The 16,346-nt window shown below is 62.7% G+C and carries 13 protein-coding genes; 8 read left to right on the top strand and 5 right to left on the bottom strand.

Annotated elements, in window-relative coordinates:
• Window positions 1-376: 376 nt before the first annotated feature.
• The 5 genes from HAQ05_RS26360 to HAQ05_RS26380 all read right to left on the bottom strand — a co-directional run bounded on the left by HAQ05_RS26360 (window position 377) and on the right by HAQ05_RS26380 (window position 4,100).
• The gene (locus HAQ05_RS26360) at window positions 377-1,276 is read right to left on the bottom strand and encodes a DoxX family protein (protein ID WP_190426901.1); all 900 of its coding nucleotides are present in this window, start codon (window positions 1,274-1,276) and stop codon (window positions 377-379) included.
• Window positions 1,277-1,295: 19 nt separating this feature from the next.
• Window positions 1,296-1,832, bottom strand: a complete 537-nt coding sequence (locus tag HAQ05_RS26365; RefSeq protein ID WP_190426904.1) for a GlcG/HbpS family heme-binding protein — start codon at window positions 1,830-1,832, stop codon at window positions 1,296-1,298.
• Between the two features lie 72 nt (window positions 1,833-1,904).
• Window positions 1,905-2,387, bottom strand: coding sequence for a GlcG/HbpS family heme-binding protein (locus HAQ05_RS26370; RefSeq protein ID WP_190426907.1), 483 nt, complete (start codon window positions 2,385-2,387; stop codon window positions 1,905-1,907).
• A 202-nt stretch (window positions 2,388-2,589) separates the two neighbouring features.
• On the bottom strand, window positions 2,590-3,777 hold the full coding sequence (locus HAQ05_RS26375; protein ID WP_190426910.1) for an SMP-30/gluconolactonase/LRE family protein: 1,188 nt from the start codon (window positions 3,775-3,777) through the stop codon (window positions 2,590-2,592).
• A gap of 41 nt (window positions 3,778-3,818) precedes the next feature.
• The gene (locus HAQ05_RS26380; RefSeq protein WP_190426913.1) at window positions 3,819-4,100 is read right to left on the bottom strand and encodes a hypothetical protein; all 282 of its coding nucleotides are present in this window, start codon (window positions 4,098-4,100) and stop codon (window positions 3,819-3,821) included.
• A gap of 949 nt (window positions 4,101-5,049) precedes the next feature.
• Here HAQ05_RS26380 and HAQ05_RS26385 point away from each other — a divergent pair.
• The 8 genes from HAQ05_RS26385 (at window position 5,050) to HAQ05_RS26420 (ending at window position 15,692) form a co-directional block, all read left to right on the top strand.
• On the top strand, window positions 5,050-5,766 hold the full coding sequence (locus HAQ05_RS26385; RefSeq protein ID WP_190426917.1) for a gluconate 2-dehydrogenase subunit 3 family protein: 717 nt from the start codon (window positions 5,050-5,052) through the stop codon (window positions 5,764-5,766).
• Window positions 5,767-5,863: 97 nt separating this feature from the next.
• On the top strand, window positions 5,864-7,639 hold the full coding sequence (locus HAQ05_RS26390; RefSeq protein WP_190426919.1) for a GMC family oxidoreductase: 1,776 nt from the start codon (window positions 5,864-5,866) through the stop codon (window positions 7,637-7,639).
• A gap of 12 nt (window positions 7,640-7,651) precedes the next feature.
• Window positions 7,652-8,965, top strand: coding sequence for a c-type cytochrome (locus HAQ05_RS26395; RefSeq protein ID WP_190426922.1), 1,314 nt, complete (start codon window positions 7,652-7,654; stop codon window positions 8,963-8,965).
• 128 nt (window positions 8,966-9,093) lie between these two features.
• Window positions 9,094-10,113, top strand: coding sequence for a LacI family DNA-binding transcriptional regulator (locus HAQ05_RS26400; protein WP_190426925.1), 1,020 nt, complete (start codon window positions 9,094-9,096; stop codon window positions 10,111-10,113).
• A 244-nt stretch (window positions 10,114-10,357) separates the two neighbouring features.
• On the top strand, window positions 10,358-11,077 hold the full coding sequence (locus HAQ05_RS26405) for a gluconate 2-dehydrogenase subunit 3 family protein (RefSeq protein WP_190426927.1): 720 nt from the start codon (window positions 10,358-10,360) through the stop codon (window positions 11,075-11,077).
• A gap of 83 nt (window positions 11,078-11,160) precedes the next feature.
• Entirely contained in the window at window positions 11,161-12,939 is a 1,779-nt protein-coding gene (locus HAQ05_RS26410) for a GMC family oxidoreductase (protein WP_190426929.1), read from the top strand.
• Window positions 12,936-14,276 carry a c-type cytochrome gene (locus HAQ05_RS26415; RefSeq protein WP_190426931.1) on the top strand — a complete coding sequence of 447 codons (1,341 nt, stop codon included), beginning with the start codon at window positions 12,936-12,938 and terminating at the stop codon, window positions 14,274-14,276. Before HAQ05_RS26410 ends, HAQ05_RS26415 begins: the two co-directional genes overlap by 4 nt.
• A 57-nt stretch (window positions 14,277-14,333) precedes the next feature.
• On the top strand, window positions 14,334-15,692 hold the full coding sequence (locus HAQ05_RS26420) for a carbohydrate porin (RefSeq protein WP_190426933.1): 1,359 nt from the start codon (window positions 14,334-14,336) through the stop codon (window positions 15,690-15,692).
• The last annotated feature ends 654 nt before the right edge of the window (window positions 15,693-16,346 follow it).

A 16,346-nucleotide genomic window follows, 5' to 3' on the forward strand; every position in this document is an offset into this window, starting at 1 on the left:
TCGGGTAAGAGCTTCGTTGGCGCATGGGAATCCTGGCGATAAGGGTGATCGCGTCCGCTAAAAAATAGACGGACAACATCGCCCTTAATGCTGGAGTTCGGTAGGTGTGTTCACCGGGCGCTTACGCTGAACCAAACCTTTGGCGCCGACATCCTGATGCGCACGGCCAGTTGGCTGACGTTCAAGGAGTCGCGGGCGAGCTTTCTCATCGAAAAACCGGAGCAAGGGACCGGCCAAGAGTGACCTTCGCACCTCTATGACTCTATGGGTCGCGAATAATATGCTCCCCGGGTTAGCCGCCCCAGACCTGATTGAGCACGCGCAGTGCCAGCGCCCTTGTGCGCTGGCCGATAACAGGTACCGACGAGGCCGGCATTTATTCCCCCCTGGCCCCTTCGGCATTGGTGCACAGCGGCACTAACGGCCGGGGCACGGCACCGCGCTGCAACAGCCAGCCGTCCAAGGAAAATTTGCCTGCGCCGGTGAGCATCACCCCACCAAACACCACCAGTAACATCATCACATACTCCCAACCGCCGCCACCGGGGGAGGCCCAGGCATAGCCGCGGCTCCATTCACCGCCAAAACCAACGGTGGCCACGAGAAAGTAAACCAGGCTGACCAGCGCACCGAGCCTGGCGAACAAACCCAAGCCCACACTGATGGCCGAAGCCAGTTCGATCAGCCCCCCCAGCACAACGAACAGCCCGGCGCCGTGGGTGATACCCAGGCCTTGGAAACCCTGCTCCAGGTGGTGGAAAGAGCCAAGCCCGGCAAAGATCTTTTCGGTGGAATGGCACAGTTCGTTGAGGCCAAAACACAGCCGCACGAGGGTCGCCTGCCACAACAGCGTGCCTAGCCAAGCGCCCGGTCGGCCACGGTTACGTGGCCAGTCGCTGGCCACGCAATCGATGAACTGAAGCAACAGCACCACAGCGGCGATGCTGGCAACCCATTGCAGTACCAGCGCGCCGTTCATGGCCGCGACGCGCCAGGCAATCAAAAAGGGCAACAGCGACAGCAAATAGCCCACCGTGAACACGCGCGGGGTGATAAGCAACGCCGACACCAGCGCAACCACCAGCCACAGGGTGCTCGACCAGGCCGCGAAATCCGGCAGCGAGTGGTCGCCCCAGCCGCAGTACACAGCCGCGACCAACGCCGCGGCGATGCTCAGGGTCGCCAGCCGGTGCGGTACACGTGTCGGCCTGAGTAGGTAGTAGTCACGGGCGTAGGCGCCGTCGACAGTATCGCCTTGCAAGACGGGAATATTCATGGGAAAACCTTAAGGAGGGTTAGCGGGCAGGGAGCGATTTTTCGAAGGTGCGCACCAGGTCCGAGGCGAATTGTTGTTCCTGCGCGTCGCCTGCCCCACCGGCGATGCCCAGGCTCCCCACCGCTTCACCCTGTTGGCGAATCACCACGCCGGCGACCGCCGGGAGAATCCCCGGGATACTGCCCAACTGCAGGTTTTGCTGGCGGGCCAGGTCGTAGAACACCACTGTGTCGACCCCGTTGATAGCGGCCGAGTTGGCCTTTTTAATGGCCGCCCGGACACAACCTGGCGGGGCGCCGTCCATCCGTTTAAACGCGAGCAGGTTGCCACTGGCATCGGCGATGGCGATGCACGGGTGCACGTGGTCGGTCGTGGCTTTGGTGATCGCCTGTTCCAATAGCAACGATGCGCCTTGCAGCGAAAGGTCGGTCGCCGGGCGTAGCAGCCCGGAAGCATCGGCGGCGAATGCACGGGGCATGGCCGCGATCGCCAGCGCGGCGACCATCGACAGCGTCAGGCCGTGCAACGTGGCGCGGGTAAAAATCCTTGTGGTCATGGTTATGGACCTCCTTGGGATAAACGCAGCGTGTTGAAGCGCCGCCTGGCTTACGCCGGGCGGCAACCGGGCCTAGGGAAAGGTGGCCGACAGGTCTTCGGCCAGCTTCTGTTCGGTCAGGTCGGTGTCACCGCTGATGCCCACGCTGCCGACCACCGCGCCGTCGTGCTTGAGCACCACCCCGCCCACCGCCGGCAATATGCCCGGGATGGTGCCAATGGCCAGGTTCTCTTTGCGGGCGAGGTCGTAGAACGTGATGGTGTTAATGGCAAAGCGCGCGGCCGACGTGGCCTTGGCGATGGACGCCTCGACGCAACCGGCGTAAGCCCCTTGCATGCGGGTAAACGCCAGCAGGTGGCCATCGGCGTCGGTGACGGCGATGCAGATTTTCATATTGCGTGCCGCCGCCAGTTGGGTGGCGCGTTCGGCAAGCTGCAGCGCCGCGGCGGTGGACACATTTGCTTGCGCCACCACCGGCGCAACGGCGGCTGCCGGGGCCTGCGCAAAGGCCAAGGTGGGTGCAAGGGCAGTAAACATCAAAGCGGCAAGGGGCATTTTTAGCGTCATTGTTGAACGTCTCTTGGGTTGATAAGGGCCTGTACCCTGGGCATAGGCCGGGTTGAAAAAAGGCCAGCGTTACCCGCGGCCTCCCCTACGGGCGGCCGTGTCGGGCGAGCGGTCAGTGGCTCGCGGTATCGGGCGTTACTTGAGGTTTACCTCAGGCGTGGCGAGTGCGGCGCCTGGGGGCACGCAGCCGCTACCCGGCGGCCCCAACCAAGGGCGCACCGGCCAGGGCGGGTACTTTCTCGCGCCCTCCCAGCGTCGGGGGCAACTGCACCTTGTAGAGCTTGAATGGCAGTTGTAGGCCGTTGACGCCGCCTGGGCCGCGATTGGATGCCATGCGAGCGCTCTGCGGGACCGGGATGTACAGCTCGCGTTGGTCGGAGATGAACATCGCATCGGGGTTCCACAAGCGCGGATCCTCGACCACCACGCGCAACTCACCCTGCGGCGACAGCACGGTCACCCTCGGCTTGTCGTATTCGGCCAGGTACAGGTTGCCGGCACTGTCGATCGCCGTGCCGGTCAACGCACCGGTGTCATAAACAAACTCCACACGGTCACCGAGGGCCTTTTCGGTCACTTGGGTGTCACGCAATGCCGCGGTCGGCACCCGCCACAGCGGGCCGGTCAATGCCTGGTAGTACAGCCACTTTCCGTCCGGGCTGATTTCGATGGGGTCGGAATGAACCTGATGGTCGCTACCATCGGGCATCAACAACACATGGCCACCCTCGCCTATCGGCCGGCGCGTGGGGATCATTTTGGTCGAGGGGTGGTCGGCCAGGCGCCGCAGGGAGGTGCCGGTGCGCAGGTTGATGACGATGATCGCCCCCAGCCCGGAGTCGGTCACGTAGGCGTGCTCGCCGTCCAGGCGCAGGTCGTTGAGGTTGGCCCCGGCCGGCAACACGCTGGGCGCCAAGGTAATGCTGCGCAACAGCTTGCCGGTGCGGGTATCGAACTGCAGGATTTTTTGCGCCGGGTTGATGCCATTTGGCCCCGCGTCTTCACCTTGGTCAATGGCCCATAAGGTGTCATCGTCGAAGATGTGGATGGTGTTGATCTTCACCAATGCCTGGGCGCTGGGCTTGCCGGGCGCCCAGTTATTCCAATGGCCACCGGGAAACGGCTTGAGCGTACCGTCGGGCAGGACTTCGGCAATGGACGGGGTGTTCTCAAAACCTGGCCAGCGTGGCAAACCCACGAACAGGCGGCCGCTGGAGGTCAATGCGACCGCATTGCACAGCCAATCCAGGCTGGCGACCTCGGTCAAGGGCTGGCCCGCTTGGAACAACGCCTGGGCTTTGGCCATCGGCCCGCCGGCCAAGGCTAACGTGCCGCCACCGATCGCGGCTGCGCGGCAGAAGTGTCGTCGATTCAGCATGTTTTTATTTTCCTTGTCATGTGTAGCTCTAAACCGCAGCGCTAACGCGCCGCCATGGGGTCCAACAGGTTCTTGGGTGCCACCGGTGCGGGCTCACCGGGCCGGTGTAACGGGCCAACGACGAACAGGTAACGGAAGAACGCCCGCGCCGCATCGAGCGCCACGTACACCCGCGCGCCGTTTAACAAGCCCATCGATTGCACCCTGTAGCCGATCACCACCGGGGTGGCGATGCCGGCCACGCTGCCGAAGGTATTGAAGACCGCGCCGTTCATGCCGGCGCTGCGCGTGGGCGACACATCGGGAATAATCACCCAGCCCAAGGCAGGTCGATGACTTCGTGGCGGCGGTGGGTGGCGAGAAGCGCCGCAGAGAATCTATTTTTTTCATTGTGTTCTCGATGTCACAGGCAACCGGGGCAACAACAGCCCTCAATGGGGTCGCAGGCCTATCAGGCAACGGTTATTCAGCGAAAGCCCTACGGATGGACGCACCGGCGCAACGCGTGCGGCCGCCAAGAGTGAGTTCGCGGCGTGCACCCGCATTGGGTATTGAATGCGCCCCCGGCTGCTGCCCCGGGCGGCCCATAACGCCAGGGGCAGCAGCCGGGGGCTGCCGTTTCGTCAATGGCTACAGCGCGAAAGGTTTCGCCGAGCCACGCCCAGCCCTCATCGGCCTCTCGCCCAACCCAGGTCGATCCGGGCTGTGGCAGGCGTAGCGTATGTACACAGGTAATGTTCGACATTGTTGTTATCCCGACGCAGCTTCGGCACAAATGGTATCGCTACCATTGCTGAGCAAACGCTAGCGCATCGTGGTTTGAGCAACAAGCGAAACGATCCAAAATGAAGGAAAACCGTCAAAACAGCACTCTGGCCGATTATGCCGGCCGCCATCCGCTCCCCGGCCAGCACGGGTCGCCATCGGCCAGTGGCATGCCGAACGCACTTTGCAGGGTACACGCTCAATCAGCACGTACATTTGAAGGGAACCCGTCAAAGAGTTGCTGGCGCGGTGTTTTGCCGCACCCTAGACTCGCCCGCCGTAGCCGCCGTATCGCTCCACCCAGTGGCGTGCCTCCGAAGTCCGCACGAGCATTAACGGGTGAATGTTGCTACCGGCAAGGCGCCCCATGGGCTGATCCAGCAAACGGCACCCTCCGCTCGTGCAGCCACCTTCCGAGGCACCGCACCCTGTGGTGCTGCAAACTCTGGCTGCCCTAAAACAGCCTGGCAGCAGTGTACTGCCCGGTGACACATGAGGACCCATCAAATGAACCGCCGAGATGCCTTGATCTCGCTCGTGCAACTGACCGCGCTCAGCGTGGCCGGCAGCGCAGGTGCGAGCGTTATCAGTGCCCGCACCCCCATGCCTGTGGGCACCCAACCCGAAGCGCTGCCCAAGCCGCCCCGCAAAGGCGGCCTGGCTTACTTAGCTGCGGACGAGGCCCGTGAAGTCGCGGCGATCTATGACCGGCTGATTCCTCAAGACGAGTTGGGCATGAGTGCCAGCCAGGCCGGCTGTGTCGAATTCATCGACCGTGAGTTGGCCGGTGCCTTCGGCCAGGCGGCCAGCGTTTACCGCCTGGGACCGATCGTGCCCGGCACTGCTGAGCAAGGGCCGCAGTTCACGCAAACCCCGGCCGAGCGTTATCGCAGCGGGCTCGGAGCCCTCGCCGGTTACTGCCAGGCCCACTATGGCAAACCCTTCAGTGCCCTTGACGGCGATACCCAGGATAGCCTGTTGCGCGCCATGGAAAACGGCACACTGCACCTCCCCGCCATCAATGCCGCCGCGTTCTTCGCCCTGCTGCTGCAAAACGTGCGCGAAGGGTACCTGGCCGACCCGATGTACGGCGGCAACCGCGACATGGTGGGCTGGAAGCTGATTGGCTTTCCCGGCGCCCGCTACGACTATCGCCCCTACCTGGACAAAAAGGGTATGGCGCTAAACCTCGAACCGGTGAGCTTGCTCGACGGCGCCGGTTAGCGGCGTATCGCCCCACACCTATTCGTCCCCTTCCCTATTCAATGCGTCGGCTCCGGCCCTGCACGGCCGCCGGCTGCGCGCAACACAGGATTGACTCATGGCACATGCAAGACCCAAAGCAGACGTGGTGGTCATCGGCCTGGGCTGGTCAGGCTCGGTGATCGCCGAAGAACTGGCGCGCGCCGGCTTGAAGGTGGTCGCCATCGAACGTGGCGCCTGGCGCGATACCGCCAGCGACTTCCCCCCTTCGGTCGACACCGATGAGCTGCGCTGGGCCACGCGCAAGGAAATCCTGCAGCCGCCGAAACTGGAAACCTATACCTTTCGCAATAACGCCTCGCAGCAAGCGCTACCGGTGCGTGAATGGAGCAACCTGACCCTCGGCTATAACGTAGGCGGCGCCGGCACCCATTGGGCGGCCGCCTCCTGGCGTTTCAACCCGTTCGACTTCCAACCTTACAGCAAAACCATCGAGCGCTATGGCAAGGGCCAATTGGTGCCTGGGCTGCAGGTGCAGGATTGGGGCATTACCTACGACGAACTCGAGCCCTTCTATGACCGGTTCGAGCGTATCGCCGGCACCAGCGGCCAAGCCGGGGTGGTCAATGGCGACATCATCCCTGGCGGCAACCCGTTCGAAGGCTCCCGTAGCCGCGGCTACCCCACACCGCCATTGGTCCCCAGCCGCTGGAACGACATCTTTACCGAGAAAACCACCGAGATGGGTTACCACCCCTTCCCAGTGCCCGCTGGGACGATTTCACGCGCCTATGTGAACGCACTGGGCGTACACATGGGCCCTTGCACCTACTGTGGCTATTGCCAACTGTTCGGCTGCGGCAATTGGTCCAAAAGCAGCCCGAATGCCTGCGTGGTACCGGCCTTGATGCGCCAGCCGACCTTCGAGGTGATGACCGAGACCGAAGTGCTGCACATCAACAAATCGGCCGATGGCAAAACCGCCACGGGCGTGAGCTTTATCGGCAAGGACGGTGTGGTGGGTGAACAACCGGCCGATATCGTCATCGTCGCCGCCTACCAATTGGACAACGTGCGGCTGATGCTGCTGTCGGGCATCGGCCAGCCCTATGACCCGCGCACCAAGCAGGGCGTTATCGGCCGCAATTACAGTTTCCAGACGCTTTCTTATGCCTACCTGTGGTTCGAGAACGAGTACCTCAACCCGTTCATCAACACCGGCTGCCTGGCCATCCAGATCGACGACTTCAATGCCGATAACTTCGACCACACCGGGTTGGGCTTCATTGGCGGCGCGGGTATCCAATCGCTGTCGAACAATGGCCTGCCTATCGGTATGGCGGGCGTGTTGCCCAAGCAGGCGCCGGCCTGGGGCAAGGGTTGGAAAAAGGCCTTCCAGCACAGCTACCAGAACTGGGCGATGATCCAGGGCCAAGGCACCAGCTATGCCCATGAAGCCATGTATTTCGACCTTGACCCGACCTACAAAGACAACTATGGCCGGCCGTTGATGCGCATGACCTTTGACTACAACCTCAACGATAAACGCTCCGGCGAATTCATTCGCAAACAATGCGAGGCAATCGCCCACGCGGTGGGCGGCACCCAGGTCGAGTCGTACAACTTCGCCAACGATCACTACACCCCATTCCGGGCCAATGATTCATCCCACACCATCGGTGGCGTGGTAATGGGCACCGACCCCAAAACCAGCGCCCTGAACCGTTACCAGCAGAGCTGGGATGTGCACAACGTGTTCGTCCTCGGTGCCTCCTCCTTCCCCAATAACGGTGGGTTCAACCCCACGGTCACCCTCGGCGCGCTGGCGCTGTGGACCGCCAAGGCGATCAGGGAGCAGTACCTGCACAACCCCGGCCCGCTGGTACAGGCATAAGGACACATACCGATGAAAAGCAAACTATGGCTGGGGGTGCTGGCCCTGGTGCTGGCCGCAGGGGGCACTGCCTTGACGGCCTTGTATGCCAACGGCAACAGCAACGCCGATGACGTTGCCGATGACCAAGTACCGGCGGCCGATGCCGCCGCACCCGACCCGGCGGCGATCACGCGCGGCGCCTACGTGGCGGTGCAAGGCGACTGCGCAGCATGCCACACCAAACCCGGCGGTAACGCCTATGCCGGCGGTTATGGCCTGCAAACACCGTTTGGCGTGATCTATTCGACCAATATCACACCCGAGCGTGACACAGGTATCGGCACCTGGACCGAACGGGATTTTTTCCGCGCCGTTCGCCATGGCAAGCGCCAGGACGGCGCGCTGCTGTACCCGGCCATGCCCTATAACGCCTACGTGAAAATGAACGATGCCGACCTGCATGACCTGTGGGCCTACATCCGCTCGCTCAAGCCCGTCGCGCAAGCACCCACGCCGAACACGCTGGGGTTCCCGTATAACATCCGCCTGGCCATGCTCGGCTGGAACCTGCTGTACTTCAAAAATGCGCCGTATGTGGCAGAGCCCGGCCAGCCGGCACAATGGAATCGTGGCCGCTACCTGGTTGACGGCGCAGGCCATTGTGGGGCATGCCATACCCCCAAAGATGCCCTGGGCGGCGACACGTCGGCCTATTTGCAAGGCGCCGAACTGCTCGGCGGCTATGCCCCGGAAATTACCGGCAACCCCCACGTCGGCGTGGGAAGCTGGAGCATCGAGCAAGTGGCGCAATACCTGAAAGTCGGCAGCAACCACATGGCGGTCGCCGCCGGCGCCATGGGTGAGGCGGTAGAACATTCCACCCAATACCTCAATGGCCCCGACTTGGCCGCCATCGCCGTGTACCTTGAATCACTTCCGGGCTCGGGGGCGCAGGCGCCGGCTGCAATATCGGCCAATGACCCGGCGATGCTGCGCGGGGCGCATATCTATGAAACCCAGTGCATGGCGTGCCACAACGTGCAGGGCCAGGGCATCGACGGGATGGTCACCGGCTTTGCCGATAACCCGGGCATTCGCGCCTTAAGCCCTTCTAACCTCATCAGTACCGTGCTCAAGGGCGGCCGTGCGGCGGTAACCGAAGGCAACGTTACCGGCGCGGGCATGCCGTCTTTTGCTTGGCGGCTGGATGATGCCGACATTGCCGCGGTGCTGACGTATGTTCGCAACAGTTGGGGGAATGCGGCGCCCGCCGTGGGCAGCCCGCTCGTGAGCAAGGCAAGGGCTGCCGTGCATGCCGAACCGGTGCTGGATAAGCAACGGTAACGGTGGTATTCGCCACTCAAAAGGCCAGGCATCGAACCGTACCCGTTCAGATGCCTGGCCTGAAGGGCGAGGCGACGTGATAAATTCTCGCCTCGGGGCGGCCCCGGGCAGGTTTTGGAAGGTGCGTGTTGGATACCGATAAACAAAAGGCGGGGCTGGCACAGGTCGCCGATCTCGCAGGCGTTAGCCTGAGCACGGTCGACCGTGTTCTCAATGAACGCGGCAGCGTGTCCGATAGCAAGCGGCGCAAGGTACTGAGCGCCGCCAGAAGCCTGGGGCTCAGGCGCTTGCTCCCCTCCCCGGTGCATGGGTTGCTGCGCTTCGACCTGCTTTTGGTCGAGAGTTCCACAGAGCACTACAAGCGCCTGGTCGATGCGTTTTCCCGCCAGGCACAACTCCACCGCACGCGGCTGGTCATTCAGTCCCAACGTTGGCACGAGCAATACCCGCAGCAGCTTCTCGACTTCATTGCCAAACCCAGGACCGCCCGCCAGGGGTTGATCGTGGTCGCCCACGATACGCCGCAAATCCGCGCCGCGCTGCGCAAGCAAATAGCCAACGGTGTGCCCGTGGTGTTGCTAACCAGCAGCTTATCGGGGTTGGAAGGCGCCACTTACATAGGCATCGACAACCGAATGGCCGGGCGTAGCGCGGCGCGGTTGCTCAGCCAATGGGTGCAGCCCAGCGCCGGGCAGGTGTTGCTGGTCACCAACTCGCTGCTGTTCCATGCCCATCGGCAGCGTGTCGAAGGTTTTATGGAGGTGCTGCGCAAACGCGCGCCCACGCTTATCGTAACGGAGCCGGTGGAGTGCCACGACGATGACCACCTTACCGAGCTCGCCGTGCAAGGCGTGTTGGCCACAGGCGCGCGCCTGGCCGCCATCTATGACACCGGCAGTGGCTCGGGGGGAATCCGCCGGGCGCTGCTCGAACGGCAAATCCGGCCCGTCTGGATCGGCCATGAGGCCAGCCGGCAACACGCCGAGCTGTTGCGCGAAGGCTTGTTGTCGTTGGTGCTCGACCAAGACCCGGAGGGCCAGGCACAAGCGGCCATACAGCATCTGCTGTACGTCAACGGCGACTTGGAAACCCCTGCGCAAGTGAGCCCCCAGTTGCGGATCGTGATTGACGAAACCCTGCCCTGCTGAGCGGTTTTGAAGGATACACGTCAAATTGTTAATAGCAGGGTGCAATGCCTGACCCTAGACTCGCCCGCCGTGACCATCGGTCGCAGCTACCAGCCGCCGTATTCCTCGCCTTTAACCGTCGCCGTCGCCCCTGGCCCCCGAACGTTCAAGGCGGGCTGGGCCGCGATGGCCGTCCGTCCTGCGCGGAGCACTGCCCGAAGGTCGGCAACCCGCTATTCAATCGTTAGTTTCATGAGGAAAACCTATGCAGCGCAGAGACTTCCTTTCATCAGCACTGGCGCTGGCGGCGGCGTCCACACTGCCCGCTGCGCGAGCCGACGTCGTCAGCGGAGGGCAGCCCTGGGAACCAGGCAAAGCCAGCGTTCCTCCACTGGCAGCACCGCGCCAAGGCGGCCTGGCATTCTTTACCCAGGCAGAACTGGACATGGCCGGCGCCCTCGCCGATCGCCTGATCCCAGCCGACGACCTCAGCATCGGCGGTAAAGAGGCCGGTTGCGCCGTGTTCATCGACCGCCAACTGGCGGGCGACTATGGCAAAGGCGCGACCCTGTATCGCCTTGGGCGCTTCGTCAAGGGCACGCCCGAACAAGGCACCCAGTCGCCCTTCACGCCGGCTGAGCGCTGGCGCAAGGGGCTGGCGGCCATCGATGCCTATTGTGGCAGGGCCTATTCCAAGCCCTTCGTACAGCTGGATGCCAGCCAGCAAGACGACCTGCTGCACGCCATGGAAAACGGCACCCTGGACCTGGGCCGTGAGGTAGAAACCAAGGAGCTGTTCGAGCAAATCCTGGCCAACGTGCGCGAAGGTTTTTTTGCCGACCCTCTCTACGGCGGCAACAAGAACATGGCGAGTTGGAAAATGATCGGCTTTCCCGGCGCGCGTTACGACTTTCGCGACCTGATCGGCAAAAAAGGCCAGAAGCTGCAGATCATCCCCACCAGCCTGGTCGACAACACCCTGTAACGCCCCCAAAAAATGCGAGCGGTACGCGCCGCCTGATACCTGCCTTGTTTGCGTGTTTGACGCTGTATGAAGAGGAATGATCCATGGCCAATGTACGCCCCAAAGTCGACGCGGTGATTGTCGGCCTCGGTTGGTGCGGCTCCCTGATGGCTGAAGAGCTGACCCGTGCGGGGCTCAACGTGGTAGCGATCGAACGCGGCCCGTGGGTAGAAACCGCCACCGATTTCCCACCCTCGGTCGATACCGATGAGCTGCGCTGGGACACCCGCCGCAGCCTGCTGCTACCGCCGGCGATCGAAACCACTACCTTTCGCAACAATCGCTCCCAAACCGCATTGCCCACCCGTGACTGGAGCCTCAACGAGCTCGGCTACAATGTCGGCGGCTCTGGTACCCACTGGGCCGGCATGGCCTGGCGCTTTCTACCTTTCGACTTCGAATCCTACAGCTACACGCTCAAGCGCTACGGTAAACAGCAACTGGTCGACGGGCTGATCGTCCAAGACTGGGGCGTGACCTACGAAGACCTCGAACCTTTCTACGAGCGCTTCGAGAAAATCGCCGGTGTCTCGGGCAAAGCCGGCGTGCTCAACGGCCAGAAAATCGAAGGCGCGAACATTTTCGAAGGCAACCGCAAAAGCGAATTCCCGTTGCCGCCACTGGCCACCACGCGCTTGACCGACTTGTTTACCGAGGGCAGCCGCACACTGGGCCTGCACCCTTTCATGGTACCCGCCGGCCAAGCCTCCCAGGCCTACACCAACCCGTTGGGCGTGCGCATGGGGCCCTGCACCTACTGCGGCTACTGCCTGTATTACGGCTGCGGTAACTTCTCTAAATCCAGCCCCAACGCCTGTGTGGTGCCGGCCCTGATGCAGCGCAGCAATTTTACCGTGCTCACCGAATCGGCAGTGCTGCGGGCCAACCTCGCCGAAGATGGCAAGACCGCCACCGGCGTGACCTACCTGGACCGCAACCTGCAGCAATGGGAACAACCGGCCGATATCGTTATCTTTTCGGCTTTCCAGATGCAAAACGTGCGGTTGATGCTGCTGTCGAAAATCGGCAAACCCTACAACCCGCAAACTCGCGAAGGCGTGGTCGGCCGCGCCTACTGCTTCCAAACGGTGTCGGGCGCCAACCTGTTCTTCGAAGACGAACAGTTGAACCAGTACATCGGTGCCGGGGCGCTCTCGGCCCAGGTCGATGACTATAACGGTGACAACTTCGACCATACCGGGCTGGGCTTCATCGGTGGCGCGGGTATCCTGGTGGTGGCCCGCGGGGCGCGGCCGATCGGCAATGCCGATGCCGTGCCACCGGGCACTCCCCGCTGGGGCAGCGCCTGGAAAAAAGCCTACACCCACGCCTTCCAGAACGGCACGTTCATTTTTGGCCAGGGCACCAGCTACTCCCACGTCGACAGCTACCTCGACCTGGACCCTGAATATAAGGATGCCCACGGCGACCCGCTGATTCGCGTGACCTTCGACTACAACGAAAACGATCGCCGCTCAGCCATATTCATCGAAAACAAAAGTGTCGAGATTGGCAAGGCCATGGGCGCCAAGATCGTCAACGGCTTCGATTCGGCGGCGGTCAACTACGGCCCCTACCTGCCGGCCAGTGACCACACCATTGGTGGTGCGGTGATGGGGCTGGACCCTCACACCAGTGCCTTGAACCGCTACCAGCAAAGCTGGGACGTGCACAACGTATTCGTGCTGGGCGCCTCGTCGTTCCCCAACAACGCCGGCTATAACCCCACCTCAACCATCGGCGCGCTGAGCCTATGGACGGCCAAGGCCATTCTGGAACAGTACTTGGCCAAGCGCGGCCCGCTGGTGGAGGTGCCCGCATGATCACCCGTAAACGCTTGGCCCGCGTGGCCACCGGCAGCTCGTTGGCGGCGCTGCTGATGCTCAACATCGGCGTGGCCCGAGCGGCTGAAGCGATTGCCGTGCCCGGCCAACAGAACGGCACCAGCGAGGGCGTCAACGCCCCCGCCACTCGTGAAGACCCCGCCGTAACCCGTGGCCGCTACGTGGCCATCGCCGGCGACTGCGCCGCCTGCCACACCGACCCGCACCAGGGCAAGCCGTTCGCCGGTGGCTATGCGTTGGAAACCCCCTTCGGCACGCTGTTGGCCAGCAATATCACCTCCGACAAGCGCACCGGCATCGGCGCCTGGACCGAGGCGCAGTTCACCCGCGCGGTACGCGAAGGCAAGGGCCGCGACGGGGAAAACCTGTACCCAGCGATGCCCTACAACGCCTATGTAAAAGTCAGCGACCAAGACATGCATGACCTGTGGGCCTACATGCAAACGATACCGGCGGTGGACAACGAGGTGGTGTCCAACCAACTGCCTTTTCCGTTCAACATCCGTTTGATGATGATGGGTTGGAACCTACTGTTCTTCGACCAGACCCCCTTTGTACCGCAGCCCGGTGCCACGGCGCAGGTGAACCGCGGCGCCTATCTGGTACAAGGCCTGGGCCATTGTGCGGCCTGCCATACGGCGAAAAACTTTTTGGGCGGCGACAAGGCCGGGGCCTTCCTGCAGGGCGGCGACCTGGCGGGCTGGCACGCCCCTGAGATCACCAGCAACGCCTACGTGGGCGTCGGTGGTTGGTCGCCAGCGCAGATCGTCCAGTACCTGAAAACCGGTAGCAACGGTGTGGCGGTCGCGTCTGGGCCGATGGCCGAAGCGGTGACCAACTCGACCCAGCATATGACCGATGACGACCTGATGGCCATTGCGGTGTACCTGCGAAACATCCCGGGGTCCACGGCAACCAAACCGCAACCGCTGGCCGCCGCCGACAGCGTGATGAAACAGGGCGCCAACGTTTATTCGGCGAACTGCTCGGCCTGCCACAACAGCGATGGCAAAGGCATCAGCGGCATAGCCTCGGGGCTTGCCAACAACCCGGCGCTGGAGTCGGCCAACCCCCAGACGCTGTTGACCACCGTGCTGCAAGGTGGCCGCGGGGCCGTGACCCTGAGTAACCCCACCAGCGGCGCCATGCCCAGCTTCGCCTGGAAGCTCTCGGACCAGCAGGTCGCCGCGGTGGCCACCTATATCCGCAACACCTGGGGCAACGCCGCCCCTGCGGTCAAGGCGGAGCAAGCCGCACAGGTACGCCAGGCCCTCCAATTGCCGGGGCAACTGGCCGCCAGCAACGCCTCCCACTGAAAACAGCCCGCCGCTGGCACCCATCAGCGGCGGGCGACACACCAAGGAACCACCTCCATGCCACACTCCACTGCCCGCCGCCCACCTCGGCGCCTGTTGATCCCGCTGCTTGTTTCAGCCTGCGCCGCTTCAGGCTGGAGCGCCGGCGCGCTGGCCACCGGCGCCTTCAGTGTCGATTCCCCGTGGATGACCGGCGACTGGGGCGGTTTGCGCACCGCGTGGCTAAACCAGGGCGTCGACATTCAGATGGGCTACACCGGTGAGTCGGCCACCAGCCTGCACGGCGGCTATAACCGCCATGATCGGGCCACCCGCTACGCCGACCAGTTCAACCTGGGCGCTAACATCGACCTGCAGAAGCTGCTGGACTGGGATAACACCGCATTCAGTATTTCGTTGACCAACCGTAACGGCGACAACATCAATGACAAGCTCAGCGACCCACGGGCCACCGGATTGGGCTCGACCCAGGAAATCCAGGGCCGGGGCAGCGCCACCCGGCTCAGCGAATTGTGGTTGAGCAAGGGCTGGTTGGGCGACACGCTGAACATCAAGGCCGGGCGGCTGGCGGTCAGCGATGACTTCGCCGTGGAAGACTGCTCGTTCCAGGGCCTGGCCTTCTGCGGTTCGCAGCCGGGTAACTACGTCGACAGCATCTACAACGGGCCGATCAGCCAGTGGGCCGTTCGTGTTCGCTACCGCCTGACCCCAGAGCTTTACGCCCAAATCGGCGCGTTCAACATCAACCCCTCGGGCCTGGAAAACGACAACGGCTTCAAGCTCAACGGTGCTGGCACCACCGGCACCCTGGTCCCGGTCGAGGTAGTGTGGGCGCCGACGGTCAATCAACTGCCGGGCGAGTACCGCATCGGTTACTACCACAGCAGTGCCAACGGCACCGATGTGTACAAAGACCGCAACAATCTGCCTGCCGCGGTCACTGGCAATGGCTACCGCAGCGATGCCAGCCGCCACGGTTTCTGGCTGGTGGGCAAGCAGCAACTCACGCAGGTCAACGGCAACACGGCACGCGGCCTGACCCTGACGGCCAGCGCCACCTTCCAGGACCGAGCGACCACGCCGGTCGACAGTTACCAAAAAGCCAGCTTGGTCTACAAAGGGCCTTTTGCCGCCCGCCCCACCGACACCCTGGGCTTCGGCGTCGCCCGCGTGCACGCCAGTTCGTTGTTCCTGCGCAACGCCAAGGCGGCCAATGCGCAAAGCGGCCTGGGTTACGACAACACAGGCTACGTGCCTGAACAGCACACGGAATACGTGTCTGAACTGAACTACGGTATCCAAGCCACCCGGTGGCTGAACGTGATGCCGAACCTGCAATACATCAAGCACCCGGACGGCGTGCGCGAGGTCGACAACGCGCTGGTGCTTGGCGTGCAGGTGCAATCGCAGTTCTAGAGGGCGTCTGGGCGGTTTGGCGGGCGAATGTTGTTGCCGGGCAAGGCGCCCCGAGCCGCTATAGGCCCTATATGCACTAAATGTATCTGCGCTCGGTGGTGCTGCGTTGAAAACAGGCACGGATGTAATCACGGAATGCTCATTTACAACCAGTAAACCCGAATGCGGGCTCAGTCCGCTTCCTCGCCTGTTTCCGCCTTGCCTCACCTTTGTTCGAAACCATCGTACAGAGCTTAGTGTGGTAACAAGGCACGGCAACTCGATCCGGCAACAATAAGTTGCTATTAAACAGCTACTGCGCAATTTTTTTCACAGTAGCCGAAGAACGCCTCCTCCGTAAGTCGAAAACTTAAGTAATAGTTATTTATTAACTCATTACGTTTGCACTGGTTAAAGTCATTGCCCTTCATGGATCCTATTTCCAGGCAAGAGGACTTCACCATGCACAGCCGTCATTTTGCGCCGGCACCAGGCCAGCCGAGGGCAAGTACTCATGCTGGCCGGCGGTAGCTTCATCAAGCTCGACCCAGGCGGCGTCACCCTGCTCGGGCAGATCAAGGCCAATGGCGGCGGCGCGCCGGGCATGGGCGAGGGCGCGGCACCCGCGCTACCCACCCTGGCCCAGCCCGCCGAAGGCGCGCCTACGGGCAAACC

It is taken from the genome of Pseudomonas typographi, from assembly GCF_014694385.1.
Taxonomy (GTDB): domain Bacteria; phylum Pseudomonadota; class Gammaproteobacteria; order Pseudomonadales; family Pseudomonadaceae; genus Aquipseudomonas; species Aquipseudomonas typographi.